Genomic DNA, 19655 nt, shown 5'->3' with positions numbered 1-19655 from the left:
AGAGAGACTAACGACCCCCGCGCGCCCCCTCTCCGGCGGCCGGGTCAGGCTCCGGTCCGCTCTCCCGCCCGGCCCAGCTCGGGGCGCTTGGAGTAGTCCGTGAAGCCGATGACATTGCCCCAGGGATCGGCGATCTCCACCGTCCACCCGGTGGCCACCGGGAACGGCGGGTCCAGCGGCGCGACCCCGGCCGAGGCCAGATGGCCGGCGACCGCGCGGGCGTCCGGCACCTCCAGCCACGTCCGGGGCGACGGCCACGGCGGCGGGCGGTGGCCCACGCCCTCCTCGTGCCGCAGCAGCACCCCCGGCGCCTCCGCACCGACCTTCAGCAGCGCGATCCCGGCCTCGTCGAGGCGGAACCCGACCGTGAACCCCGCTCGTTCGTAGAACACCACCGCCTCGCCGAGATCCCCGACGGGCAGCAGCACGTTGTCGAAGCCGAGCAGTTCGTACGACTGGTTGTTGTCCGATCTGTCTGACATACCGTCAGCGTAGGCCGATCATCGCCCGTGACCCGGCATTGTCCCGCCGCGTTCCCCGTGCTCTCCCGGTGCTCTCCGGTCACCGTCGGGGCGTTGTCAGTGCCGCCCCGTACTGTCGACGGCATGGGAATGGTGACGTTCGTCGACGAGACGACGACAGGGGACCGTACGGCGTCCTGGGGGCTGGAGATCGCCGAGGAGCGGCTCACCGTGCGTGAGCTGATCCGGCGCCGGGTGTTCCAGGAGGTGGCCGAGTTCAACGCCCGTACCCCGGGCGTCTTCCAGGGCCTGGTGCAGCCCACGGACACCGAGCGCACGCTCAACGGGTACGCGCTGCGCACCCCCCGCCGGATCGACCCCGAGGCCCAGTCCGAGCTGGCCCTGAGGGCGTTCGCGGGCAATGGCTTCCTGGTGCTGGTGGGAGACCGTCAGGTCACCGACCCGGACCAGGAGATAGAGCTGACCCTGGGCACCGAGGTCACCTTCCTCAAGCTCGTCCCGCTGGTGGGTGGCTGATGAACGGCAAGGAGCGGTACGCGGACGAGATCCGCACCAGTCTGTGCCTGATCACGGCCCGGCGGTTCGACGCCCTCGTGCCCGAGCTGCTGCGCCTCGCCGAGGTCATCGACGACCGCTGGGGCCTGGACGCCGCGAGGGTCCTCGCCGCAGTCCGCGGCAGCGAACCCTCCTTCCGGTCCGAGCTGGTCAGGCGGCTCACCGCCCACTACCACAGCGCCGAGACGGGCTCCGCCGACCGCCTGCACATCGCCGTCCTGCTCGGCAACTTCCAGGCCCGGGAACTCGTCGCCGACCAGCCGCTCGACGCCCGCGTGGCCCTCATGGAACTCATCGCCCACCAGGAGGTGACCTACGACACCGACCTGCTGAAGCGCCTCGCCGAGCCGGAGCTGGCCGAGGGCCGGGCGCTGCCCGGCCTGTTCGCCGCGCTGATCCGCCGCTCCTGGCTCACGGTGTGGCAGGCGAGCGAGGAACTGCGCCCGCTGGTCGAGCGCATCACCCCCGTCTCCCCGGTCCTCAACCCCGGCGAGGCATGGGCCGACCGGGCGCTCGCCGACCTCACCGACCTGGGCGAGGACTGGCGGAGGCTGGTCGCGCACGCCACCACGGCCAACTCCGCCCGCCCGTCCGCCCGGTGGGAGCGCACCGGCCGGGCCCTGATCGACACCGTGGGCGCCGACGCGGTACGCGGCCGGGTGCTGGACTGGCTCCGCCTGGTGGGCCGCCCCCGTACGGTCCCGCTGCTGGCCGCGACGTACGGCGGTGACCCCAACGCCCTCTTCGACCCGTACAACGCGACGGCCCTGCGGGGCCTGATCTGGCTGCTGTCCTTCCTGCCGGCCACCACCCCGGAGGCGGGTCGGCAGGCGGGCACGGACACGGCCCCCGCCCCCGGAACCCCCGCCCTTGGAACCCCGGGCACCCAAACCCCAGCCCCCGAAACCTCCGCTCCCCAAACCCCCGCCACCGCCCGCACCCTCGGCTCCCTCACCGAGACCTCCCTGCGCCGCGTCCCCGGCACCGGCCCGGTCAACCCCAAGGTGGCCAACGCCGCCGTGGGCGCCCTCGCCCGGATCGAGCACGAGTCCGCCCTCGCCGAGCTGGCCCGCCTCGCCACCCGGGTCACCTACAAGGGCACCCTCAAGCTGGTCGACGCCGCCCTGGACACCCGGGCCCAGGCGCTCGGCCTCAGCCGCGAGGAGATCGAGGAACTGGCGGTCCCGGGCTACGGCCTGACGGACGTCGGCCGCGCCGAGCACCACCTCGGAGAGGCCACCGCCCTGCTGTCCGTGCAGGGCACCAAGGCCGTGCTGACCTGGCGAAACGCCGCCGGGAAGACCGTCAAGGGCATCCCCGCGGCCGTCCGGCGCGACCATGCCGAAGAGCTGAAGGAGCTGAAGGCGGCGGTCAAGGACATCGACAAGATGCTCTCCGCCCAGAGCGAGCGCCTGGACCGCCAGTTCCTCGCCCGCCGCACCTGGTCCTTCACCGCCTGGCGCGAGCGCTACCTCGACCACCCGCTGGTCGGCACCCTGGCCCGCCGTCTGCTCTGGACCGTCGACGGCACCACCGTCGGATACGCGGACGGCGAGCTGCGCACCCTCGCCGACACCCCCGTCACCGAGGGCCGCGAGGTCGGCATCTGGCACCCGGCCGGTGCCGAGCCCGCCACCATCGTCGCCTGGCGCGACTGGCTGGAGCGGCACGCCATCACCCAGCCGTTCAAGCAGGCCCACCGCGAGGTGTACCTCCTCACCGACGCCGAGCGCGCCACCGGCACCTACTCCAACCGGTTCGCCGCGCACATCCTGCGCCAGCACCAGTTCCACTCCCTCGCCGCGGTCCGCGGCTGGCGCAACAAGCTCCGCCTCTGCGTGGACGACGAGGCCCCGCCTGCCACCCGGGACCTGCCCCGGTGGGGCCTGCGCGCGGAGTACTGGATCGGCGGCGACGGCACGGAGTACGGCGTCGACACCACCGAATCCGGCAGCTTCCTGCGCCTGCGCACCGACCAGGTCCGCTTCTACCCGATCGACGCCCCGCAGAACTCGGCGCACTGCTGCGGCGGCGAGTACCGGATGTGGCGGCCCCGGCGGGCGGCCCCGGTCGAGGCGCTGCCGCTGAGCGCGATACCGCCCCTGGTCCTCTCCGAGATCCTGCGGGACGTGGACCTGTTCGTCGGCGTCGCCAGCGTCGGCAACGACCCGACCTGGCAGGACGGCGGCCCCGAGGGCCGCTACCGCGAGTACTGGAGGTCGTACGGCTTCGGGGAGCTGAACCAGAGCGCCGAGACCCGCCGGGCCCTGCTGGAGCGGCTGGTGCCCCGGCTCGCGATAGCCGACCGCTGCCATATCGAGGGCCGCTTCCTGCACGTCAAGGGCGAGCGCCACACGTACAAGATCCACCTCGGTTCGGGGAACATCCTGATGACCCCGCACGACCAGTATCTGTGCATCGTCCCCAAGAGCGCCGCGGCCACCCCCGACTCCGGCTATCTGCCCTTCGAGGGGGACCGGCTGCTCGCCGTGATCCTCAGCAAGGCGACGATGCTCGCCGCCGACACGGAGATCACCGATCCGACGATCCTCAGCCAGTTGTAGGAACCGACGGCGCCCGCCCGGCCCGGGGAAACCCGAGGGCCCCGCCTCACCAGGAGACGGGGCCCGGGAACGACCGGGAGGGACGGAACCCCAGAACCGCCCGTTGGTGCTCAGAACCGCCGGGTGATCAGCGCCTTCTTCACCTCGGCGATGGCCTTCGTCACCTCGATACCGCGCGGGCAGGCGTCCGTGCAGTTGAAGGTGGTCCGGCAGCGCCACACGCCATCGCGGTCGTTGAGGATCTCCAGCCGCTGCTCACCGGCCTCGTCGCGCGAGTCGAAGATGAAGCGGTGGGCGTTGACGATGGCGGCCGGGCCGAAGTACTGGCCGTCGTTCCAGAACACCGGGCAGGAGGAGGTGCAGGCCGCGCACAGAATGCACTTGGTGGTGTCGTCGAACCGCTCGCGGTCCGCGGCGGACTGGAGCCGCTCGCGCGTCGGCTCGTTGGTCTCCTTGGTGATCAGGAACGGCATCACGTCCCGGTACGCCTGGAAGAACGGCTCCATGTCCACGACCAGGTCCTTCAGGACCGTGAGGCCCTTGATGGGCTCGACCGTGATCGGCTTGTCCGGGTTGATGTCCTTGATCAGGGTCTTGCAGGCCAGCCGGTTCTTGCCGTTGATCCGCATGGCGTCGGAACCGCAGATGCCGTGCGCGCAGGAGCGGCGGAAGGTCAGCGTCCCGTCGATGTCCCACTTGATCTTGTGCAGACCGTCGAGGACCCGCTCCTTGGGGTCGATCTCCAACTGGAAGTCTTCCCAGACCGCGTCGGCCGAGACCTCGGGGTTGAAGCGGCGGACACGGAAGGTCACCGTGATGTACGGGGACGCCGCGGCCTCCGCCTCCACCTTGTCCAGAACGGGGGTTGCCATCAGTACTTACGCTCCATCGGCTGGTAGCGGGTCTGCACGACCGGCTTGTAGTCGAGCCGGACGGTCTCGCTGCCGTCGGCGCCGACCTCGCGGTACGCCATGGTGTGGCGCATGAAGTTGATGTCGTCGCGGTTGGGGTAGTCCTCGCGGTAGTGACCGCCGCGGGACTCCTTGCGGGCCAGCGCGGAGACGGCCATGACCTCGGCCAGCTCCAGCAGATTGCCCAGCTCGATGGCCTCCAGCAGGTCCGTGTTGAACCGCTTGCCCTTGTCCTGGATCGAGACATTGCGGTAGCGCTCGCGCAACTCCGCGATCTTCTCGACGGCCGTCTTGATGGTCTGCTCGGTACGGAACACCATGACGTTGGCGTCCATGGTCTCCTGGAGTTCCCGGCGCAGCTCCGCCACCCGCTCGCTGCCGGTCGAGGCACGGAGCTGCTCGATCTGCTCGACCACGAACGCCTCGGGATCCTCGGGCAGCTCCACGAACTCGGCGCCCTGGCTGTACTCCGCCGCCGCGATACCCGCCCGGCGCCCGAACACATTGATGTCCAGGAGCGAGTTGGTGCCGAGCCGGTTCGCGCCGTGCACGGAGACACAGGCGACCTCGCCGGCCGCGTACAGACCCGGGACGACGGTGGTGTTGTCCGACAGGACCTCACCCTCGACGTTGGTGGGGATGCCGCCCATCGCGTAGTGCGCGGTGGGCTGGATCGGGATCGGGTCGGTGTACGGCTCGATGCCCAGATAGGTGCGGGCGAACTCGGTGATGTCCGGGAGCTTGGCGTCGAGCTGCTCCGGCGGGAGGTGGGTGAGGTCCAGGTAGACGTGGTCGCCCTCGGGACCGCAGCCGCGGCCCTCCCGGATCTCCGTGTAGATGGACCGGGAGACGACATCGCGCGACGCCAGGTCCTTCATCACCGGCGCGTACTTCTCCATGAAGCGCTCGCCGTCCTTGTTGCGCAGGATGCCGCCCTCACCGCGGGCGCCCTCGGTGAGCAGGATGCCCATGCGCCAGATACCGGTCGGGTGGAACTGGAAGAACTCCATGTCCTCCAGCGGCAGCCCGCGCCGGTACACGGCCGCCTGGCCGTCACCGGTCAGGGTGTGCGCGTTCGACGTCACCTTGAAGAACTTGCCGGTGCCGCCGGAGGCGTAGATCACGGCCTTCGCCTGGAAGATGTGGATCTCGCCGGTGGCCAGCTCGTAGGCGACCACACCGGAGGACTTCTTGACGCCGTCGACCTCGGTGATGAGCTGGTCCAGGACATAGAACTCGTTGAAGAACTCCACGCCCTCCTTGACGCAGTTCTGGTACAGCGTCTGGAGGATCATGTGGCCGGTGCGGTCGGCCGCGTAACAGGAGCGGCGGACCGGGGCCTCGCCGTGGTTGCGGGAGTGCCCGCCGAAGCGCCGCTGGTCGATGGTGCCGTTCGGGGTCCGGTTGAACGGCAGGCCCATCTTCTCCAGGTCGAGGACGGCGTCGATGGCCTCCTTCGCCAGGATCTCGGCGGCGTCCTGGTCGACCAGGTAGTCACCGCCCTTGACCGTGTCGAAGGTGTGCCACTCCCAGTTGTCCTCCTCCACATTGGCCAGCGCGGCGGCCATACCGCCCTGCGCGGCGCCCGTGTGGGAGCGGGTGGGGTAGAGCTTGGTCAGCACGGCGGTGCGGCTGCGCTTCGTCGACTCGATGGCGGCGCGCATGCCCGCGCCACCGGCGCCGACGATGACGGTGTCGTACTTGTGGATCTTCATGAGTCTCGTAACCCCGTGCCTAGCGGATGTTCGGGTCGAAGGTGAAGATCACCAGCGTGCCCAGCAGGATGGTGAACACCGTGGCGGTGTACAGCAGGCCCTTCAGCCACAGCCGGGTGCCCGCCCGCTCCGCGTAGTCGTTGATGACCACGCGCAGACCGTTGGTGCCGTGCAGCATCGCCAGCCACAGCATCAGCAGATCCCAGACCTGCCAGAACGGGGACGCCCAGCGGCCCGCCACAAAGGCGAAGCCGATCTTGGAGACACCGCCGTCCAGCACGAGCTGGATCAGCAGATGGCCGATGACCAGGACGACCAGCACGACGCCGGACAGCCGCATGAACAGCCAGGCCGCCATCTCGAAGTTGCCGCGCGTGGAGCGCGGGGTCTTCTTGGTGCGCTGGCGCGGCGGCTCGATCAGCGGGGCGGGGTTGTCGACCGTGTAGACGGGCGCGCTCTCGACGGGGCCGATCCCGGAGGCGGTCTTCTCAGTCGTGGACATACGCGTCAGCTCCCGAACACTTCACGAGCGGCGTGGCCGAGGACGGGGTAGATCGCCCCGAGCATCAGCACCACCCAGATGCCTACGACCGTCCAGAGCATCTGCTTCTGATAGCGCGCGCCCTTCGACCAGAAGTCGACGGCGATGACACGCAGGCCGTTGAGCGCGTGGAACAGGATGGCGGCGACGAGGCCGTACTCCAGCACGGCGACGATCGGCGTCTTGTACGTGGCCACGACGTCGTCGTAGGCCTCGGGGGAGACACGCACGAGAGCGGTGTCCAGCACGTGTACGAACAGGAAGAAGAAAATGAGGACGCCGGTGACTCGATGAGCCACCCAGGACCACATTCCTTCCCGGCCGCGGTACAGCGTTCCAGCCGGCACGGAAGTTCCTCCGGGAGCGGGGATTGGGGCCGCGCCGGCTTGTGCTGTCGGTGGGGCCCGGCCGGGTACGGTCCACCGGCCCTCAGCATGGTATCCACGGTTGCGCTCCGCGCTGAGCGGGGGTGTGGCTCTGTGATCGAAGTGGCACGCGGATGGGGGAAGTGCGGCTAATGGGGCGGTGTGTTCCCCGGGAGGCCGGGTGCGGGCGCGTGGTGGTCGTTCGCGCAGTTCCCCGCGCCCCTGAGGGCGTCGCCGCCCGGGGTGTCGCCCCGGAGGCGGCGGATCAGCCGTCCCCTGGTCAGTCGGCGGAGTTCCTCGGCGGCGGTGACGCGTTCGTCCTCGGGATCGTTCGTCAATCGTGACCGGATGGCCGCGAGGAGATGGTCCAGGGCCTCGGCCGGGGGGACATGGTCCAGGCAGACGACGAATACATGACCGAAGTTCGCCTCGTAGGCGGCGTGGGCCGCGCTCAGGGCGGTGTGGGCGGCGGAGTAGGTGCCGTCGGGCAGGTCCGGCAGCGACTCGCCCGCCAGCGCCTCGGCCAGTTGGGCCGGGGTGAGGTCGTAGGCGGCCTCGTCGGACGCGGCGAGGAGGGCGTCGATGTCGGGGTAGGGGCGGTGGGCGGCGAGGCGCTCGGCCCAGCGGGGGCTGCGGAGGCACTCCAGCAGGGCGCGGTGGGCCACGGCGGGCGGGGTGTCGTTGAAGCACCGGAGGGCGGCGGGCGCCGGGGGCGCGGGGGCCACGGGGGTGCGGGTCTGCTCGGGAAGTAGGCGATTCACGTCGAGGAGGGGAAGAGAAGAGGAGAGGTGGAGAGGAGAGGTTGGCGGTGCGGGTGCGAACGGTGTGAAAGAAGTGCCGCCACGCTATCGAGTGTGGTCATCCCTGTCCGTCGGTTATCCGAATTTCACTCGGACGGGAGAGTTTCGGAACGTGCGGTGGACACGTCGGCGTTAGGTTGACGATGTGGGCGAGCACCGGCGCCCGGCCCCGGCCGAGGCGGACCAGCGGATCGTGCGGCGCGGGGCGCTGCTGATCGCCGCTGCCGTGGTGGTCCTCGGCGTCGGACTCGGCCTGTGGGCCACCAAAGGCGGCGACGCCCCGGGCGGCGGCACCGGCGACGGCACCGGAGACCGCACCGGTACGGAGGTCTCCGCGCGGGTCACCCCCACCCCCAGCCCTTCTCATCCGCTGTCTCAGCCGCCCCGGACCATACCCGCCGTCCGGGAGCACACCCCGGCCCGTGGCCCCGGCTGGCGCCCCGCCCCCGCCCACCGGGTCGTGGTGGACGACCCCGCGCTGGCCGACGAGGGCCGGCTGCTCGCCGGGGAGCTGGGGCTCACCTACGCGGGGGAGCGGGCGGACAGCGTCGCCGGGGACGTACGGCTGGCGCTGGGCGGGGCCCGGGGGGCGGATCCGGAGTCGTACGCCATGACCGTCGGCGGGGGGCGGGTGGTGATCAGCGGGCCGGGGGAGGCGGGGGTGTTCTACGGGACGCGGACGCTGAAGCAGGAGGTCGCGGGGGGTGGTGCGGCGCCGGAGGGGGTGGTGCGGGACGGGCCGGCCAAGGAGCGGCGGGGGTTCATGCTGGACATCGCCCGCAAGCCGTTCACCGCGGACTGGATCGAGGACCGGGTGCGGGAGCTGGGCGATCTCAAGTTCAACGAGCTGGGGCTGCACTTCTCCGACGACCAGGGCTTCCGGATCGCCTCGGACACCCACCCCGAGATCGTCTCCAGGGACCACCTCAGCAAGGCCCAGGTGCGCAGGATCGTCGCGCTGGCCGCGAGCCGCCACATCACCGTCGTCCCGGAGATCGACTCGCCCGGCCATCTCGGCGCGGTCCTCGCCGCGCACCCCGACCTCCAACTGCGCAACGCGAACGGGGCCGTGGCGCGGGGCGCGGTGAACATCGCCGATCCGGCCGCGGCCGACCTGGTGGACGAGCTGCTGACCGAGTACGCCGGGCTGTTCCCGGGCGCCGAGTGGCATCTGGGCGGGGACGAGTACCGGGCGCTGGCCGTCGCCGACCCGGAGGCGTCCTACCCGGGGCTGGCCGCGGCGGCCCGCGCGGAGTACGGCCCCGGCGGTACGGTCGCCGACCTCGCCACGGGCTGGCTCAACGACCGCGCCGCCACCGTCCGCGCCCACGACCGCACCCCGCGCGCCTGGAACGACGGCTTCTACCGGCTCTCCGGGGACCCCGCCGTCACCCCGGACGACGACATCGTCGTCGCCTACTGGACCGGCAAGGAGATCGGCGCCCGCGAGCCGGTGGAGTATCTGCGCGCCGGACGGACGCTGATCAACTACAACGACGAGTTCCTCTACTACGTCCTCGGCGAGCCGCAGACCTTCGTCTACCCGACCGGGCAGCGGATCTACGAGCAGTGGAGCCCGCGGGTGCTGCGCGGCACCGGGGCGGTCGCGGCCCGCTACGAGGACCGGATAGCGGGCGGGTCGTTCGCGGTGTGGTGCGACCTCGCGAACGCCCAGACCCAGGACCAGGTGGCGGCCGGGATCCGGATGCCGCTGCGGGCGACCGTGCAGAAGCTGTGGGATCCGGAGCGGCCGGAGTTGTCGTGGGGGGAGTTCCGTTCCCTGGCGGATCGCTTGCGCTGAGCTGCTTCCGGGGTGAGCGCGGCCTGCGCCGGGGCCGTCCCGTGCGGGGCCCTCCCGGGGTTTGCGCCGCCCCTGCCGGGCGGCCTCCCCCTGCCGGGCCCCCTGCCGGGCCCCCCTGCCGGGCCGCCCCCCCGGGTCGCTCTCCGCCGGGCCGCCGCCTCCCTCCCGCGCCGGGCGCTCCCGTGCCGGGTCCACCCTGGGGCTGCGCCCCCCCCGCTGGGTCTCCCCCCTGCCGGGCCGCCCCCCAGCCCCCGGGGGCCGCCCTCCGCCAGGCCGCCGCCCCCCGCCGTGTCGTGCCGGACCGTCCCGTGCCGGGCCCACCCGGGGCTGCGCCCCCCGCTGGGCCGCCTCCCCTGCCGGGCCGCCCCCTCCCGTGCCGGGCCCCCGCCGGGCCGCCTCCCCCGCCGGACCGCCCCCCTGCCGAGCCGCCCCCCGCCGGGCCGGGCCCCGCCCCGCGCCCCCTCTGCCGACCCCCCTGTGCCGCCCCCCTCTGCCGACCCCCCTGCGCCGCACCCCCCACCCCGCCCCGATTGGTCCGATCCGCTGCGGGCGCGTGGGTCGCTGGGCTGAGATGGACCCGTACGCGTACGAAGCGCGCGAAGTGCGCGCGGCCGAGGCGGGAACGGGGAATCGGTGTCATGGGCTACTGGGGGTACTTCGTCGTGGGGCGCGGTGACCGGCCGCTGGGGGAGTACGGGGCGCTGGCGGGGGTACCAGGGCTGGAGCCGCGGGCCTCGGCGCCGGGCGGCTGGCAGGTGTGGGAGTACCCGGGCGGGGACGGCGAGGTCGGCAGCATGAACGCCCTCGCCCTGGAGAGCGGGGCGCCCGCGCTGTTCGGGTACGTCATGGACAGCGCCTGTGTGGTGGTGGAGGCGGCGGCGCCGGAGAGCGGGGCGTGGAGCAGTTGCCTGGTGCGGTCGGCGATGGCCGGGTACCTCGGAGCGGAGGCGGAGGGCCTCACGCTGGAGGACTACTTCCTGGAGCCGCGCGACGCCGCCGAGCGGGCGGTGGCCTGGGCGGCGGAGGCGGGGCACGGGGTGGGGGCGGAGGAGTTGGTGGAGGTGTTCACGGCGGATGCCGGGGAGGAGGCGGAGGGCGGCGGGGACGCGTCCGGTGGGGACGGTTCCGGCAGGGTCGGTTCCGGTGGGGCGGAGAAGTTGTTCTTCCAACTGCTCGACCGGCTCGGGGTCGTCCCGCTATAACCGTCCCACTGTGGCCGCCGTACCACTGTGGCCGTCCCCCTGCGGGAGTCCCGCGGCGGCCGGGCCGATGTGACCTCGTGTGTGACACCGTGCCCCGGTCGCACGCAGTACACGCAGTGGGGGAAGAGCGGGTTCCGCGAGGCGCGGTGCCCCGGACCCGGAGGCGTGGATGAGCCTGGTGGAGCTGATCGCTCAGGCCGACGAACGCGGACTCGCCGTCAGCGGGCTGGCCTGTCTGGACCGTTGCGTACCGCTGCTCGGCGGGGACGACGAGGTGCTGCGCCCGCTGTGGGCCAACCTCGCCGACGACGGAGACGCGAGCGCCTGGGGCACGCTACTGGACACCGTCCGCGCCCGGCTCGGCGCCGCCGAGGTGATGGACGACGGAGCCGCCGAGGACGAGGCCGCGCTGCTGGTGCGCCGGATGCTGGCCGCCGCCCCGGCGGTGCGCTCCGCCGCCGAGGCCCGCGTCTGGGCCGACGGCTGCTCGGTGGCCGCCCTGCGGATCCACCGGCTGCTCGACCCGGCCGAGCCCCGCCCCGACGACGGTACGGAGGCCCTCGCCCCGCTGGTCGCCGCCGAGTTGCGCCGCCAGATCACCGTGCTGGAACTCCTCGGCGAGCACGGCGGGGGCGGGCTGCGCCGGGCGCACGAGGTGTCCACCGAGGGACGGCGGGTGCTGCGCGCGGTGGTGTCCCGGCGGGCCCGGCACGGGTGACGCCCGCCGGGCCCGGGTCGCGGGCTGTCCGCCGCTGCCCCGCTCCATGATCACTGTGACGAAATACCTGGCCGCAGCGCTCTTCTCCATGTGACGAGTGCGATGAGTGAGACCCCGGGCGACGGACCCGACCGTACGGCGGCGGCCCGGCCCTCCGCCGCCGCCAGGCCCGTACGGTGGGCCGCCGATATCGTGTCCGCCCTGCGGGAGGGCGCCCGGCTGCGCCTGGACTACTCGGCGCAGTCGCTGTGGAGCGCGGACCGGCTGATCGCCGAACTGCGCCGGGAGGCCACCCCGCCCGCCGCCGCCGAGCAGGTGCTGCGCGGACTCGGCGCGTACGCCGGGGAGGTGATCGTGCGTCAGACCGGCGCGGAATGGTGGGCGAGCGGCGGCGACCACTGGGTCCGGACGCCGGACGGGCGGCTCTGGGACCCGGTCGGCGAGGCCCGGCGCTGCTTCGAGGGAGACGGCTCCCTGCGGCTGCTGTGCCGGGACGCGACGACCGGGCGCTCCTGACCCGACCGGGCAATCCTGATCCGGCCGGGCTGCCCTGACTCGAACGGGCTGCCCTTACGCCGGACGGTCATGACCCTCCCGTCGGGTCATGACCCCCCGTCACCCCCACAACCCGCCCTACGGCGTGAGGACCTGCCCCAGCCGCCCGTCCGTCGGGGTGCCCAGCGTCGACTTGCTGTAGAGCGCGGCCCGGGAGTAGCCGATGCCGCCGCTCGCGGTGCTCGGCAGATGGAGGACGATGCCGTCGGTGGCGTCCTCGCCGTCCGCGCCGAGGGCGAGATCGGCGCGGCCGTACCCCGACAGATCGGCCAGTGACACCGCCGAGCCCAGCCGGTCGCCGCTCTCGGTGGAGCCCGGCACGCTTGAGGTGTCCTGGGAGATCAGGGTGGAGCCGGTGCCGGTGAGGCCGGTGGAGGTGCCCTTGAGCAGGGTCACCGCGCCCGCGTCGGCCCGGTTCACCTTGTCCCGGGTCAGATCCTCGCCCGGCGCGCCGACCAGGGCGTCGGCGAGACCGTCGGCGTTGAAGTCGCCGACGGAGACCGAGCTGCCGAAGGCGTCGCCCGCCTCCCCGGCGCCGGGCACTCCGGCGGTGTCCTGGTGGATGACCCGCATCCCGGTGGTGGTGAACCCGCTCGCGGTGCCGAAGAGCATGGTGATCTGGCCGCCGGTGCGCGCGCCCGACTCGGCGGTGACCGGCTGGCCGATGACGAGGTCGTCGTAGCCGTTGAGGTCGATGTCGCCGGCGGCGACCGCGCGCCCGCCGCGGACCGAGAGGACCCCGGCGAGGGTCAGTCCGTTCTTGGAGCCGGCGAACCGGGCGACCCGGCCGATGCCCCCGGCGTCCCGGTAGTTGAGGGCCACGTCCTGGTAGCCGTCCCGGTTGAAGTCGCCGGTGGCGGTGTCCAGATGGGCGACGGAACCGGTCGCGGTGGTGATCCGGCCGGAGGTGGAGGCGCCGCCGGTGAGCCGGACGTGCCAGGAGCCGCCCCGGCCGGTGCCGGCCGCGAAGACATCGGCGCGGCCGTCGGCGTTGAAGTCGCCCACCGCGACCGCGGAGCCCAGCCGGGCGCCCTTGGCGGTGACACTGCCGGTGGTGGTGAAGGCGGTACCGGTCTTCAGCCCCGGCCCGTACAGCACGGTGACCTGGCCGCGGTCGGCGGTCCCGGCGCTGTCGTCCTCGCCGGGGGCGCCGATCGCGAGGTCGGCGTGGCCGTCGCCGTTGACATCGCCCCAGGCGGTGGCGGTGCCGAAGGCGTCGCCGGACTCGGAGCTGTCGGGGACACCGGGGCTGTTCTGGGTGAGGCCGGTGCGCTGGGCCGGGACCGGGCCGCCGGTGCTGCCCGGGACCACGGTCACCCGGTTGGCCTTCGGGGTGCCGACGGCGAGATCGGCGGTGCCGTCCCGCTGGAGGTCGGAGGTCGGCAGGGCGTGCGAGATGCCCGGTGTCCTGGCGAGCTGGGCGATGAGGGAGAGCTTGGGGTAGAGGTTGAGGCCGGGGCAGAGGGTGGCGTTGGTGTCCCGGTGCCCGAAGACGCGGGGCAGGGTGACCGAGGCGCCCTTGGCGATCTTGTTGCCGTCCACGCCCTTGTCGACGCCCGAGGTCAGGGTGACCTTGCTGGTCGGGTCGATGCCGTACATCCCGAACTTCCAGGCCACGATCCGCGCGATGGCGTCCAGCGCGGCCCGACTGGGCTTGGCCGTCTCGTAGTTGCCGATGTAGGAGATGCCGAGGGTGTTGGTGTTGAAGCCGACGTTGTGCGCGCCGGTGACCGGCAGGTCCATGCCGCCGCTGCGGCCCTCGAAGATCTGGCCGCACTTGTCGACGACGAAGTTGTAGCCGAGGTCGTAGTAGCCGCGGGCGAAGTGGCTCTGCTGGAGGGTGCGCATGTACGCCCGGGAGTCGGCGCAGGAGAGGGCGTTGTCGGGGGTCATACCGGTGTGGTGGACGACGGCGGCCTTGATGTCGGTGCCATAGCTCGGCGTGCCGTCGTAGGCGGTCGAGGCGCCCCACTCGGCCTGGGAGATGACGGGGGGTTTGGCGACGGTGGAGGGGCGGGGGGCGGGGACGGTGGGTGTCGGGGTGGGCGTCGGGGTGGGGGTGGGGGTCAGCTCCGGGGGAGTGGCCGTGGCCGTCGGAGAGTTCGTCTCCGTCGGTGTGGTCGTGGCCGATTCCGTCGGCGTGGTCGCCTCGGTCGGGGTGGTGGCCTCCGACGGGGTGATGGTCTCCGACGGTTCGGGGGAGCCCGTCTCCGCCGTGAACGCGGCCGGTTCCAGGGTGGCGGACGGGTCGGTGGGGACCGCGCCCGGGTCGAGGAGCTTGACGTCCATCCCCGAGGGCTGGCCGGGGGCCTCGGTGCCGTCGGCGCGGACCAGCCGGACCTCGACGCCATTGGCGTCGCCGGTCCACAGGGCCTCGGTGCCGCCGCGCACCCCCGCCCGCTCGCGCTCGGCGCCCTCGGACTGGTTCGGCTCCTTCTCCAGCTTCTGCCACGCCGACCAGGTGCCGGATCCGGCGTCCCGGGTGCGGACCTCGGGGGTGCCCTTGGCCTGGGCGTCCGGGTCGTTCCAGGTGAGCTGGACGGCGCTGAACCGCTGGGTGGCGCGGCGCTCCAGCCCCTTGCGGCCCCCGCCCTCGTCGCTGAGCCTCAGGGTGTGGATGGCGGGTTTGCGGGTGCCGCCCTTGCCGTCGGCGGGGTCGGCGGACTGGTCGGCGACCGCGTAGGTCACCGCTCCCGCGCCGCCCAGCACGACCGCGCCGATCGTCAGCCAGGCCCGCCGCTTCAGACTCAGCGGCTGGTACGCGTGGCTTCTGCGAGGACTCAACTACCCCACCCCTAGGTTCGGTCGGATTCGGATTCGGTTCCGCGATGCGGTGCATCTCCGATGTGGTCCATCTCCAATGCGGTGCATCTCCGATGCCGGGCATTGTCTCAAGGACCCCAGCGGCCCCGCAGGGCACACTCACACAGCGTCGGCCGGGGTGGAAAACGTCACAGGAGCAAAAGAGGGGGGGTGGAGGAAACCGGCGTGCCCGGGTTCGTCAGCCGCAGGGCGAACCAGTGGTCGTCGAGCAGCACATGGACGAGGTCGCCGGAGGCGGTGGTCAGGTCGGTGACCGCCCCCGGCAGGGGGACCGTGATCGGGTCCCGGTCGGGGCGGGCCGGGTTCCAGACGCGCAGCGTGTCGTCCGAGCAGGCGCCGACGATCAGGTCCTGGCCGGTGCGGGAGAGCCGGGCCAGATGGGTCAGGGCGGTTCCGTCGTGCCGGAGTTCGCGGCCGGAGTCCGCGTCGTCGGCGCCGCGCAGATCGTGGAGTTCCAGTCCCGAGCGGCCCGCGCCCCGCACCGGCACCGCGAGCCACCAGCGTCCGGTGGGGGTGCGCACGGACACCGGCGGCACCCCGGCCGCCGGGGCACTCGACGTCCGGGCCACGCCCTCCTCCCAGCCGTCCTTCGGGCCGTACCGCAGGATCGTCCGGTCCTCGGCGACCGCGCCCACCAGCGCCTCCGCCCTCGGGCCGAGGCAGGGCACCGCCGTCGCCTCCGGACCCTCCCACGGACCACTGAGGACCTGGGTCCGGTCCCCGGGCAGCCACAGCAGGGTGCCGGGGGCGCCCTCGTCGTAGTTCACCACCAGGGCCGTCATCCAGCCGGGTGCCGCGTCGGTCCTGAGCGAGGCCACCGGCCCGTCGAGCCGGCGCAGGGCGGCCACGCTCTCACCGGTCGTGATCTCCTCCCGGGTCTCGATGTCGACCAGGTGCAGCCGATGCCGCTCGTGCTCCACCAGCACGACAACCGGCCGTCCGTCCGGCAGCATCAGCGCGGCGAGGTGGCCGACCCGGATCCGGTCGGGCCACAGCCGGGCCCGGGTCCGCCCCCGCGCGTCGGTCAGCCACGCGCCGCCCGCGGCCCCCGCCACGGCCAGTGCCCAGGGCCGCGGGCCGCCCAGCGGCTGCGGGAGGGCCGTGATCCGGCGGGCCCGGCGGTCGTCGTAGTCCGGTCGTGCGGTGGGGCCGTCGCCGCCGGGGGACCACAGGCGCACCGCGCCGTCCCATCCGGCGGAGGCGAACAGCTCCCCGCCCCGGCCGGAGCGCAGCGGGGCCAGTGCGTACGACCCGCCCGGGATCCTGCGCGGCCCTCGCGTGCGCGAGGACGGTCCGTGCCAGTCCACCGGCACCACCGGCACCACCTGCGCCCCGGTGGCCGCCCGGGAGCCGAACTCCTCCGGGAGCGCCGACATACGGTTCGTCAGCGTCCGCCGCAGGGAGCCGGTGAGCGGATCGACGACGGTGATCCGTGAGCCGTGGCCCGCGACCGCGAGCAGGGTGCGCCCGTCCCGCCCGGAGAACGGGGACAGCGCCCGCACCCCCCGCACCTTCCCGGGGATCACCCGCCGCAGGGCGAGCCGCTCCACGTCCCACACCCGCACCGTGCCGTCGTCCCCGCCGGACGCCGCGAACGTGCCCTCCTCCGGCGCCCCGAAGGAGGCGAGCGCGTAGACCGTCCCGGTGTGCCCCCGCAGCACCCCGGCGGCCTCCGCCCCGCTCGGCCCCTCCAGGTCCCAGCGCCGTACCGCGCAGTCGGCACCGGTCGACAGCAGCAGCCGGCGCCCGTCGGGCAGGACCACCGGGGCCAGCGCGGTGACCCGGCCGATATGGCCCGTGAGGACGGTCGCGCTCCAGTCGTCGGTGCGCCACAGCCGTATCGAGCGGTCCTCGCCCGCGGAGACCAGCAGAGGGCCGCCACCCGTACCGCCGACGGCGGCGAGGCAGAGCACCGTGTCCGTGTGGCCGTGCAGCACGGTGACCACGGCGCCGCTGTCGAGGTCCCACACATGCAGCTCACGCCCGGCCGCCCCCACCAGCAGCCGCCGTCCCCCGGTGTCGGTGAGCCGGGTCAGCGCGGTCACCGCCGCTCCCGGACCGGTCAGCACCATCCGGGTCTCCCCGGTGTCCGGCTCCCACAGCCGGACGGTTCCGTCGCCGCCCGCCGAGGCGACCAGCTCCCGCCCACCGCCCGCGTCGAGGACCGTCAGGGCGAGCACCGGACCCGAGTGCCCGTGCAGGACGACGCTGAAGTCGTCCGGGGCCGTCGAGGCGGCCTCCAGGGCCACATGGACGGTGGCGTGGCCCCGGAACCAGGGGGTCAGCGTGGGCTCGTCGAACGTCGCCGACATCAGCAGGGCACGCAGCCGCTCCCGCGGCGACAGCGCGGGCAGCCGGTGCGCCGCCCGCAGATACAGCCGGGCCACCGGCAGCGTGAACCGCACATCCAGGGCCCGTACGGCCGCGGCGGTACGGGTCGGGTCGGCGCTGATGAGGAAGCCGAGGTCGCGCATCACCTCGGGCAGCAGGCCCGCGGCGAGCGCGTGCGCGGGGAGGTGCCTGCACAGATAGGGCGGCGCGGACCGCCAGGCGGCGGGTCCCCGGCCGGGCAGCACCGACAGCAGCGCCCGGGTGATCCGGGCGTGCGCGTCCCACGGCGAGGTGCCCCGGAAGTGGTCGATGAGCGTCTGGTGGTAGAGCCGGTACACGGTCTGGCCCGACTCGCCGGACTCCACGATGTGGAACCCGGCGTGCTCCAGCACCCAGGCGATGTCCTCGTCCCCGTAGTGGACCGCCCGGCCGGACAGTGCCCCGGCCAGTACCGGCCAGAGGTCCCGGCGCGGCAGACCGGCGCCCTCCGCCCAGGCCAGCGGGCGCAGCAGATCGCGCAGCCGCTCCGGCTCGGGAGAGCGCCCGAACTCCTCGTCCAGGACGGCCGTCATGCTGCCGAGCAGCAGCCGGTCCAGGTCGGGCCGCCCGTCCGGGGCACCGGACCGCGCCAGCGCACCCAGCACGGCCCGGGTGGCGACGCGGGCGTAGAGGAAGATCCCGTCACTGGCGTCGGCGATGCGCCGCGCCCAGTCCCGGGCCAGTGCCTCCCGGCCGCGCAGCGGGGAGTGCTCGGCGCCGAGCAGCCGCCGCCGCGCGTAGGCGGTGAGGTCGTCGCGGGTACCCGGCTCGTCGTCGAGCACCGCCGTCTCGTCGGGCGCGAGCGCCTGGAGCAGCGGGCCGGTGTGCGTGGTGGCCGCGGTGCCGCCGGTGGCCCGGTGCGGGCGGGTCCCGACCAGGACGCGGATACCGGGGAGCCGGGCGAGCGGGCGCAGCAGGTCGGCCGCGATCGGCACCGCCTCGGCCGCCTTCGCCTCGTCCAGCCCGTCGACGACGATCGCGACCCGCCGGCCGCGTTCGCCGACCTGCCGCACCACCTGCGAGGCCGTCAGCCAGCCACCGTCGCCCGAGGGCAGGTCCAGGGCGACAGCGACGGCCCGCAGACAGTCGTCCAGCGTCTTGTTCCGGCACGACAGGGCAAGATCCACCGAACCGAGCGGGGGCAGGGCCGAGTTGGGGGTGTCGTTGAGCGCGCCCTCCTCCTCGGCGACCGCCCGCAGCGCGGGGACCGACAGGGTGGCGATCCGGCCCAGCAGCGCGGACTTGCCCGTGCCGGGTGATCCGGTCACCGCGAACAGCCCGCGATCGGCGTGCTCCAGCCAGCCGATGATCCGCCGCAGCAGACGCTCCCGTCCGCAGAAGTACCAGCCGGTCTCGCCCACCTCGATCCCCCGGGCCGAGAGCACCAGATGCTGGTCCACGTCCGCCGCCCGCTGCCGCCGCAGTTGCTTGGTCTCCACGTCCTCGTCCGGGACCGTGGCCGAGGGGTGCAGCGGATTGCGCAGCGCCGGGACGGGGGCGCCGAGGGCGCGGAAGGCGGTCGCCCCGTCGCGGTCGGACAGGACCCGTGCGAGGGCGCCGGCCAGTTCGTCGGAGCGGATGGTCTCGTCGTGCTCCGTCCAGCGCCGGTCCGCGGGGCCGTGCCGTACGACCTGCTCCAGGGTCTGGGCGAACAGCCCGTCCTCGGCGCTGTCGTAGCCGCGGGCCGAGGCGATCACCGCGAACCGCCGCTCGGGCCCGGGGGCGCTGGTGTGGTCCAGCACCCGGCAGATCTCCGCGGCGACCCGGGAGGCGGCGACCCCGCTCGCGCAGCAGTCGAGCAGGATCAGGACCTCCTGGACGTCCCGGTGGGCGAGGAACCGGGCCAGCGCCGTCGCGCTGACCGCGCTGAGGTCGTCGAGCCGGGCGCCGGGGGAGTCGGCGGCGATCAGGAAGTGCTCACCCGCGTCGACACAGCCGTGCCCCGTCCAGTACAGCACCAGCCGGGAGCCGCCGCCGGGCCATGCCCGCAGCCGCCGGGTGAGGGTGGCGTGGTCGCCGCCGACGGCCAGTTCCGGCAGCTCGTGCCGGTATCCCAGGCTCCGGAAGAGCCGGTACAGCCGCTCCACGCTGGCCGGTACGTGCCGCAGTTGCCGCCAGCTCGTGTCCTGGTAGTCGGCCATGCCGACCAGGACGAAACTTCCGTTGTCGGTCATGCGTGCCACCGCACTCTGGTCCCCCCCGTCGCCGTACCCCGCGACCGACCGACCCACCGACCGACCCACCGACCGGCCG

General features: G+C 73.4%; 14 protein-coding genes. 6 read left to right on the top strand and 8 right to left on the bottom strand.

Annotated elements, in window-relative coordinates; all coding sequences use genetic code 11:
• Positions 1-44 precede the first annotated feature (44 nt).
• The gene (locus AB0O01_RS12150; RefSeq protein WP_365312645.1) at positions 45-482 is read right to left on the bottom strand and encodes a VOC family protein; all 438 of its coding nucleotides are present in this window, start codon (positions 480-482) and stop codon (positions 45-47) included.
• Positions 483-605: 123 nt separating this feature from the next.
• Here AB0O01_RS12150 and AB0O01_RS12145 point away from each other — a divergent pair, with 123 nt between their 5' ends.
• Together AB0O01_RS12145 and AB0O01_RS12140 are read left to right on the top strand one after the other, a co-directional pair.
• Positions 606-998, top strand: coding sequence for a hypothetical protein (locus AB0O01_RS12145; protein ID WP_365312643.1), 393 nt, complete (start codon positions 606-608; stop codon positions 996-998).
• Entirely contained in the window at positions 998-3601 is a 2604-nt protein-coding gene (locus AB0O01_RS12140) for a DUF4132 domain-containing protein (RefSeq protein ID WP_365312641.1), read from the top strand. The genes AB0O01_RS12145 and AB0O01_RS12140 overlap by 1 nt, the downstream gene beginning before the upstream one ends.
• Positions 3602-3711: 110 nt before the next feature.
• Here AB0O01_RS12140 and AB0O01_RS12135 read toward each other — a convergent pair whose 3' ends face one another.
• The 5 genes from AB0O01_RS12135 to AB0O01_RS12115 all read right to left on the bottom strand — a co-directional run bounded on the left by AB0O01_RS12135 (position 3712) and on the right by AB0O01_RS12115 (position 7798).
• Positions 3712-4473 (bottom strand): succinate dehydrogenase iron-sulfur subunit, encoded by a 762-nt coding sequence (locus AB0O01_RS12135; RefSeq protein ID WP_365312639.1) that lies wholly within the window; start codon positions 4471-4473, stop codon positions 3712-3714.
• The gene (gene sdhA / locus AB0O01_RS12130; RefSeq protein ID WP_365312637.1) at positions 4473-6227 is read right to left on the bottom strand and encodes a succinate dehydrogenase flavoprotein subunit; all 1755 of its coding nucleotides are present in this window, start codon (positions 6225-6227) and stop codon (positions 4473-4475) included. The genes AB0O01_RS12135 and sdhA overlap by 1 nt, the downstream gene beginning before the upstream one ends.
• A gap of 19 nt (positions 6228-6246) precedes the next feature.
• Positions 6247-6729 (bottom strand): succinate dehydrogenase hydrophobic membrane anchor subunit, encoded by a 483-nt coding sequence (locus AB0O01_RS12125; protein WP_365312635.1) that lies wholly within the window; start codon positions 6727-6729, stop codon positions 6247-6249.
• Between the two features lie 5 nt (positions 6730-6734).
• On the bottom strand, positions 6735-7115 hold the full coding sequence (sdhC, locus tag AB0O01_RS12120; RefSeq protein ID WP_355740749.1) for a succinate dehydrogenase, cytochrome b556 subunit: 381 nt from the start codon (positions 7113-7115) through the stop codon (positions 6735-6737).
• Positions 7116-7282: 167 nt separating this feature from the next.
• Positions 7283-7798, bottom strand: a complete 516-nt coding sequence (locus AB0O01_RS12115; protein ID WP_365313118.1) for a 2-oxo-4-hydroxy-4-carboxy-5-ureidoimidazoline decarboxylase — start codon at positions 7796-7798, stop codon at positions 7283-7285.
• 343 nt (positions 7799-8141) lie between these two features.
• Here AB0O01_RS12115 and AB0O01_RS12110 point away from each other — a divergent pair, with 343 nt between their 5' ends.
• The 4 genes from AB0O01_RS12110 (at position 8142) to AB0O01_RS12095 (ending at position 12170) form a co-directional block, all read left to right on the top strand.
• A complete protein-coding gene (locus AB0O01_RS12110) occupies positions 8142-9734 on the top strand; it encodes a glycoside hydrolase family 20 protein (protein WP_365313117.1) in 1593 nt (530 codons plus the stop codon).
• 638 nt (positions 9735-10372) lie between these two features.
• Positions 10373-10936: a hypothetical protein gene (locus tag AB0O01_RS12105; protein WP_365312633.1), complete on the top strand. Its 564-nt coding sequence runs from the start codon at positions 10373-10375 to the stop codon at positions 10934-10936.
• A gap of 169 nt (positions 10937-11105) precedes the next feature.
• Positions 11106-11654, top strand: coding sequence for a hypothetical protein (locus AB0O01_RS12100; RefSeq protein ID WP_365312631.1), 549 nt, complete (start codon positions 11106-11108; stop codon positions 11652-11654).
• A 102-nt stretch (positions 11655-11756) separates the two neighbouring features.
• Positions 11757-12170 carry a hypothetical protein gene (locus AB0O01_RS12095; protein ID WP_365312629.1) on the top strand — a complete coding sequence of 138 codons (414 nt, stop codon included), beginning with the start codon at positions 11757-11759 and terminating at the stop codon, positions 12168-12170.
• Between the two features lie 117 nt (positions 12171-12287).
• Here AB0O01_RS12095 and AB0O01_RS12090 read toward each other — a convergent pair whose 3' ends face one another.
• Both AB0O01_RS12090 and AB0O01_RS12085 read right to left on the bottom strand, forming a co-directional pair.
• On the bottom strand, positions 12288-14993 hold the full coding sequence (locus AB0O01_RS12090) for an N-acetylmuramoyl-L-alanine amidase (protein ID WP_365312628.1): 2706 nt from the start codon (positions 14991-14993) through the stop codon (positions 12288-12290).
• Between the two features lie 167 nt (positions 14994-15160).
• Positions 15161-19576, bottom strand: a complete 4416-nt coding sequence (locus tag AB0O01_RS12085) for a WD40 repeat domain-containing protein (protein ID WP_365312626.1) — start codon at positions 19574-19576, stop codon at positions 15161-15163.
• Positions 19577-19655 lie beyond the last annotated feature (79 nt).

This window comes from Streptomyces sp. NPDC093252, assembly GCF_040683675.1.
Taxonomy (GTDB): Bacteria; Actinomycetota; Actinomycetes; order Streptomycetales; family Streptomycetaceae; genus Streptomyces.
The sequence above is the reverse complement of the archived record's forward strand: the minus strand, read 5'-3'. Positions and strand labels throughout refer to the sequence as shown.

Bases quoted from the DNA above. Each gene is read 5' to 3' on its own strand.
- AB0O01_RS12150 (WP_365312645.1), bottom strand. From the start codon at position 482: ATGTCAGACAGATCGGACAACAACCAGTCGTACGAACTGCTCGGCTTC.
- AB0O01_RS12145 (WP_365312643.1), top strand. From the start codon at position 606: ATGGGAATGGTGACGTTCGTCGACGAGACGACGACAGGGGACCGTACG.
- AB0O01_RS12140 (WP_365312641.1), top strand. From the start codon at position 998: ATGAACGGCAAGGAGCGGTACGCGGACGAGATCCGCACCAGTCTGTGC.
- AB0O01_RS12135 (WP_365312639.1), bottom strand. From the start codon at position 4,473: ATGGCAACCCCCGTTCTGGACAAGGTGGAGGCGGAGGCCGCGGCGTCC.
- sdhA (WP_365312637.1), bottom strand. From the start codon at position 6,227: ATGAAGATCCACAAGTACGACACCGTCATCGTCGGCGCCGGTGGCGCG.
- AB0O01_RS12125 (WP_365312635.1), bottom strand. From the start codon at position 6,729: ATGTCCACGACTGAGAAGACCGCCTCCGGGATCGGCCCCGTCGAGAGC.
- AB0O01_RS12105 (WP_365312633.1), top strand. From the start codon at position 10,373: ATGGGCTACTGGGGGTACTTCGTCGTGGGGCGCGGTGACCGGCCGCTG.
- AB0O01_RS12100 (WP_365312631.1), top strand. From the start codon at position 11,106: ATGAGCCTGGTGGAGCTGATCGCTCAGGCCGACGAACGCGGACTCGCC.
- AB0O01_RS12095 (WP_365312629.1), top strand. From the start codon at position 11,757: ATGAGTGAGACCCCGGGCGACGGACCCGACCGTACGGCGGCGGCCCGG.
- AB0O01_RS12085 (WP_365312626.1), bottom strand. From the start codon at position 19,576: ATGACCGACAACGGAAGTTTCGTCCTGGTCGGCATGGCCGACTACCAG.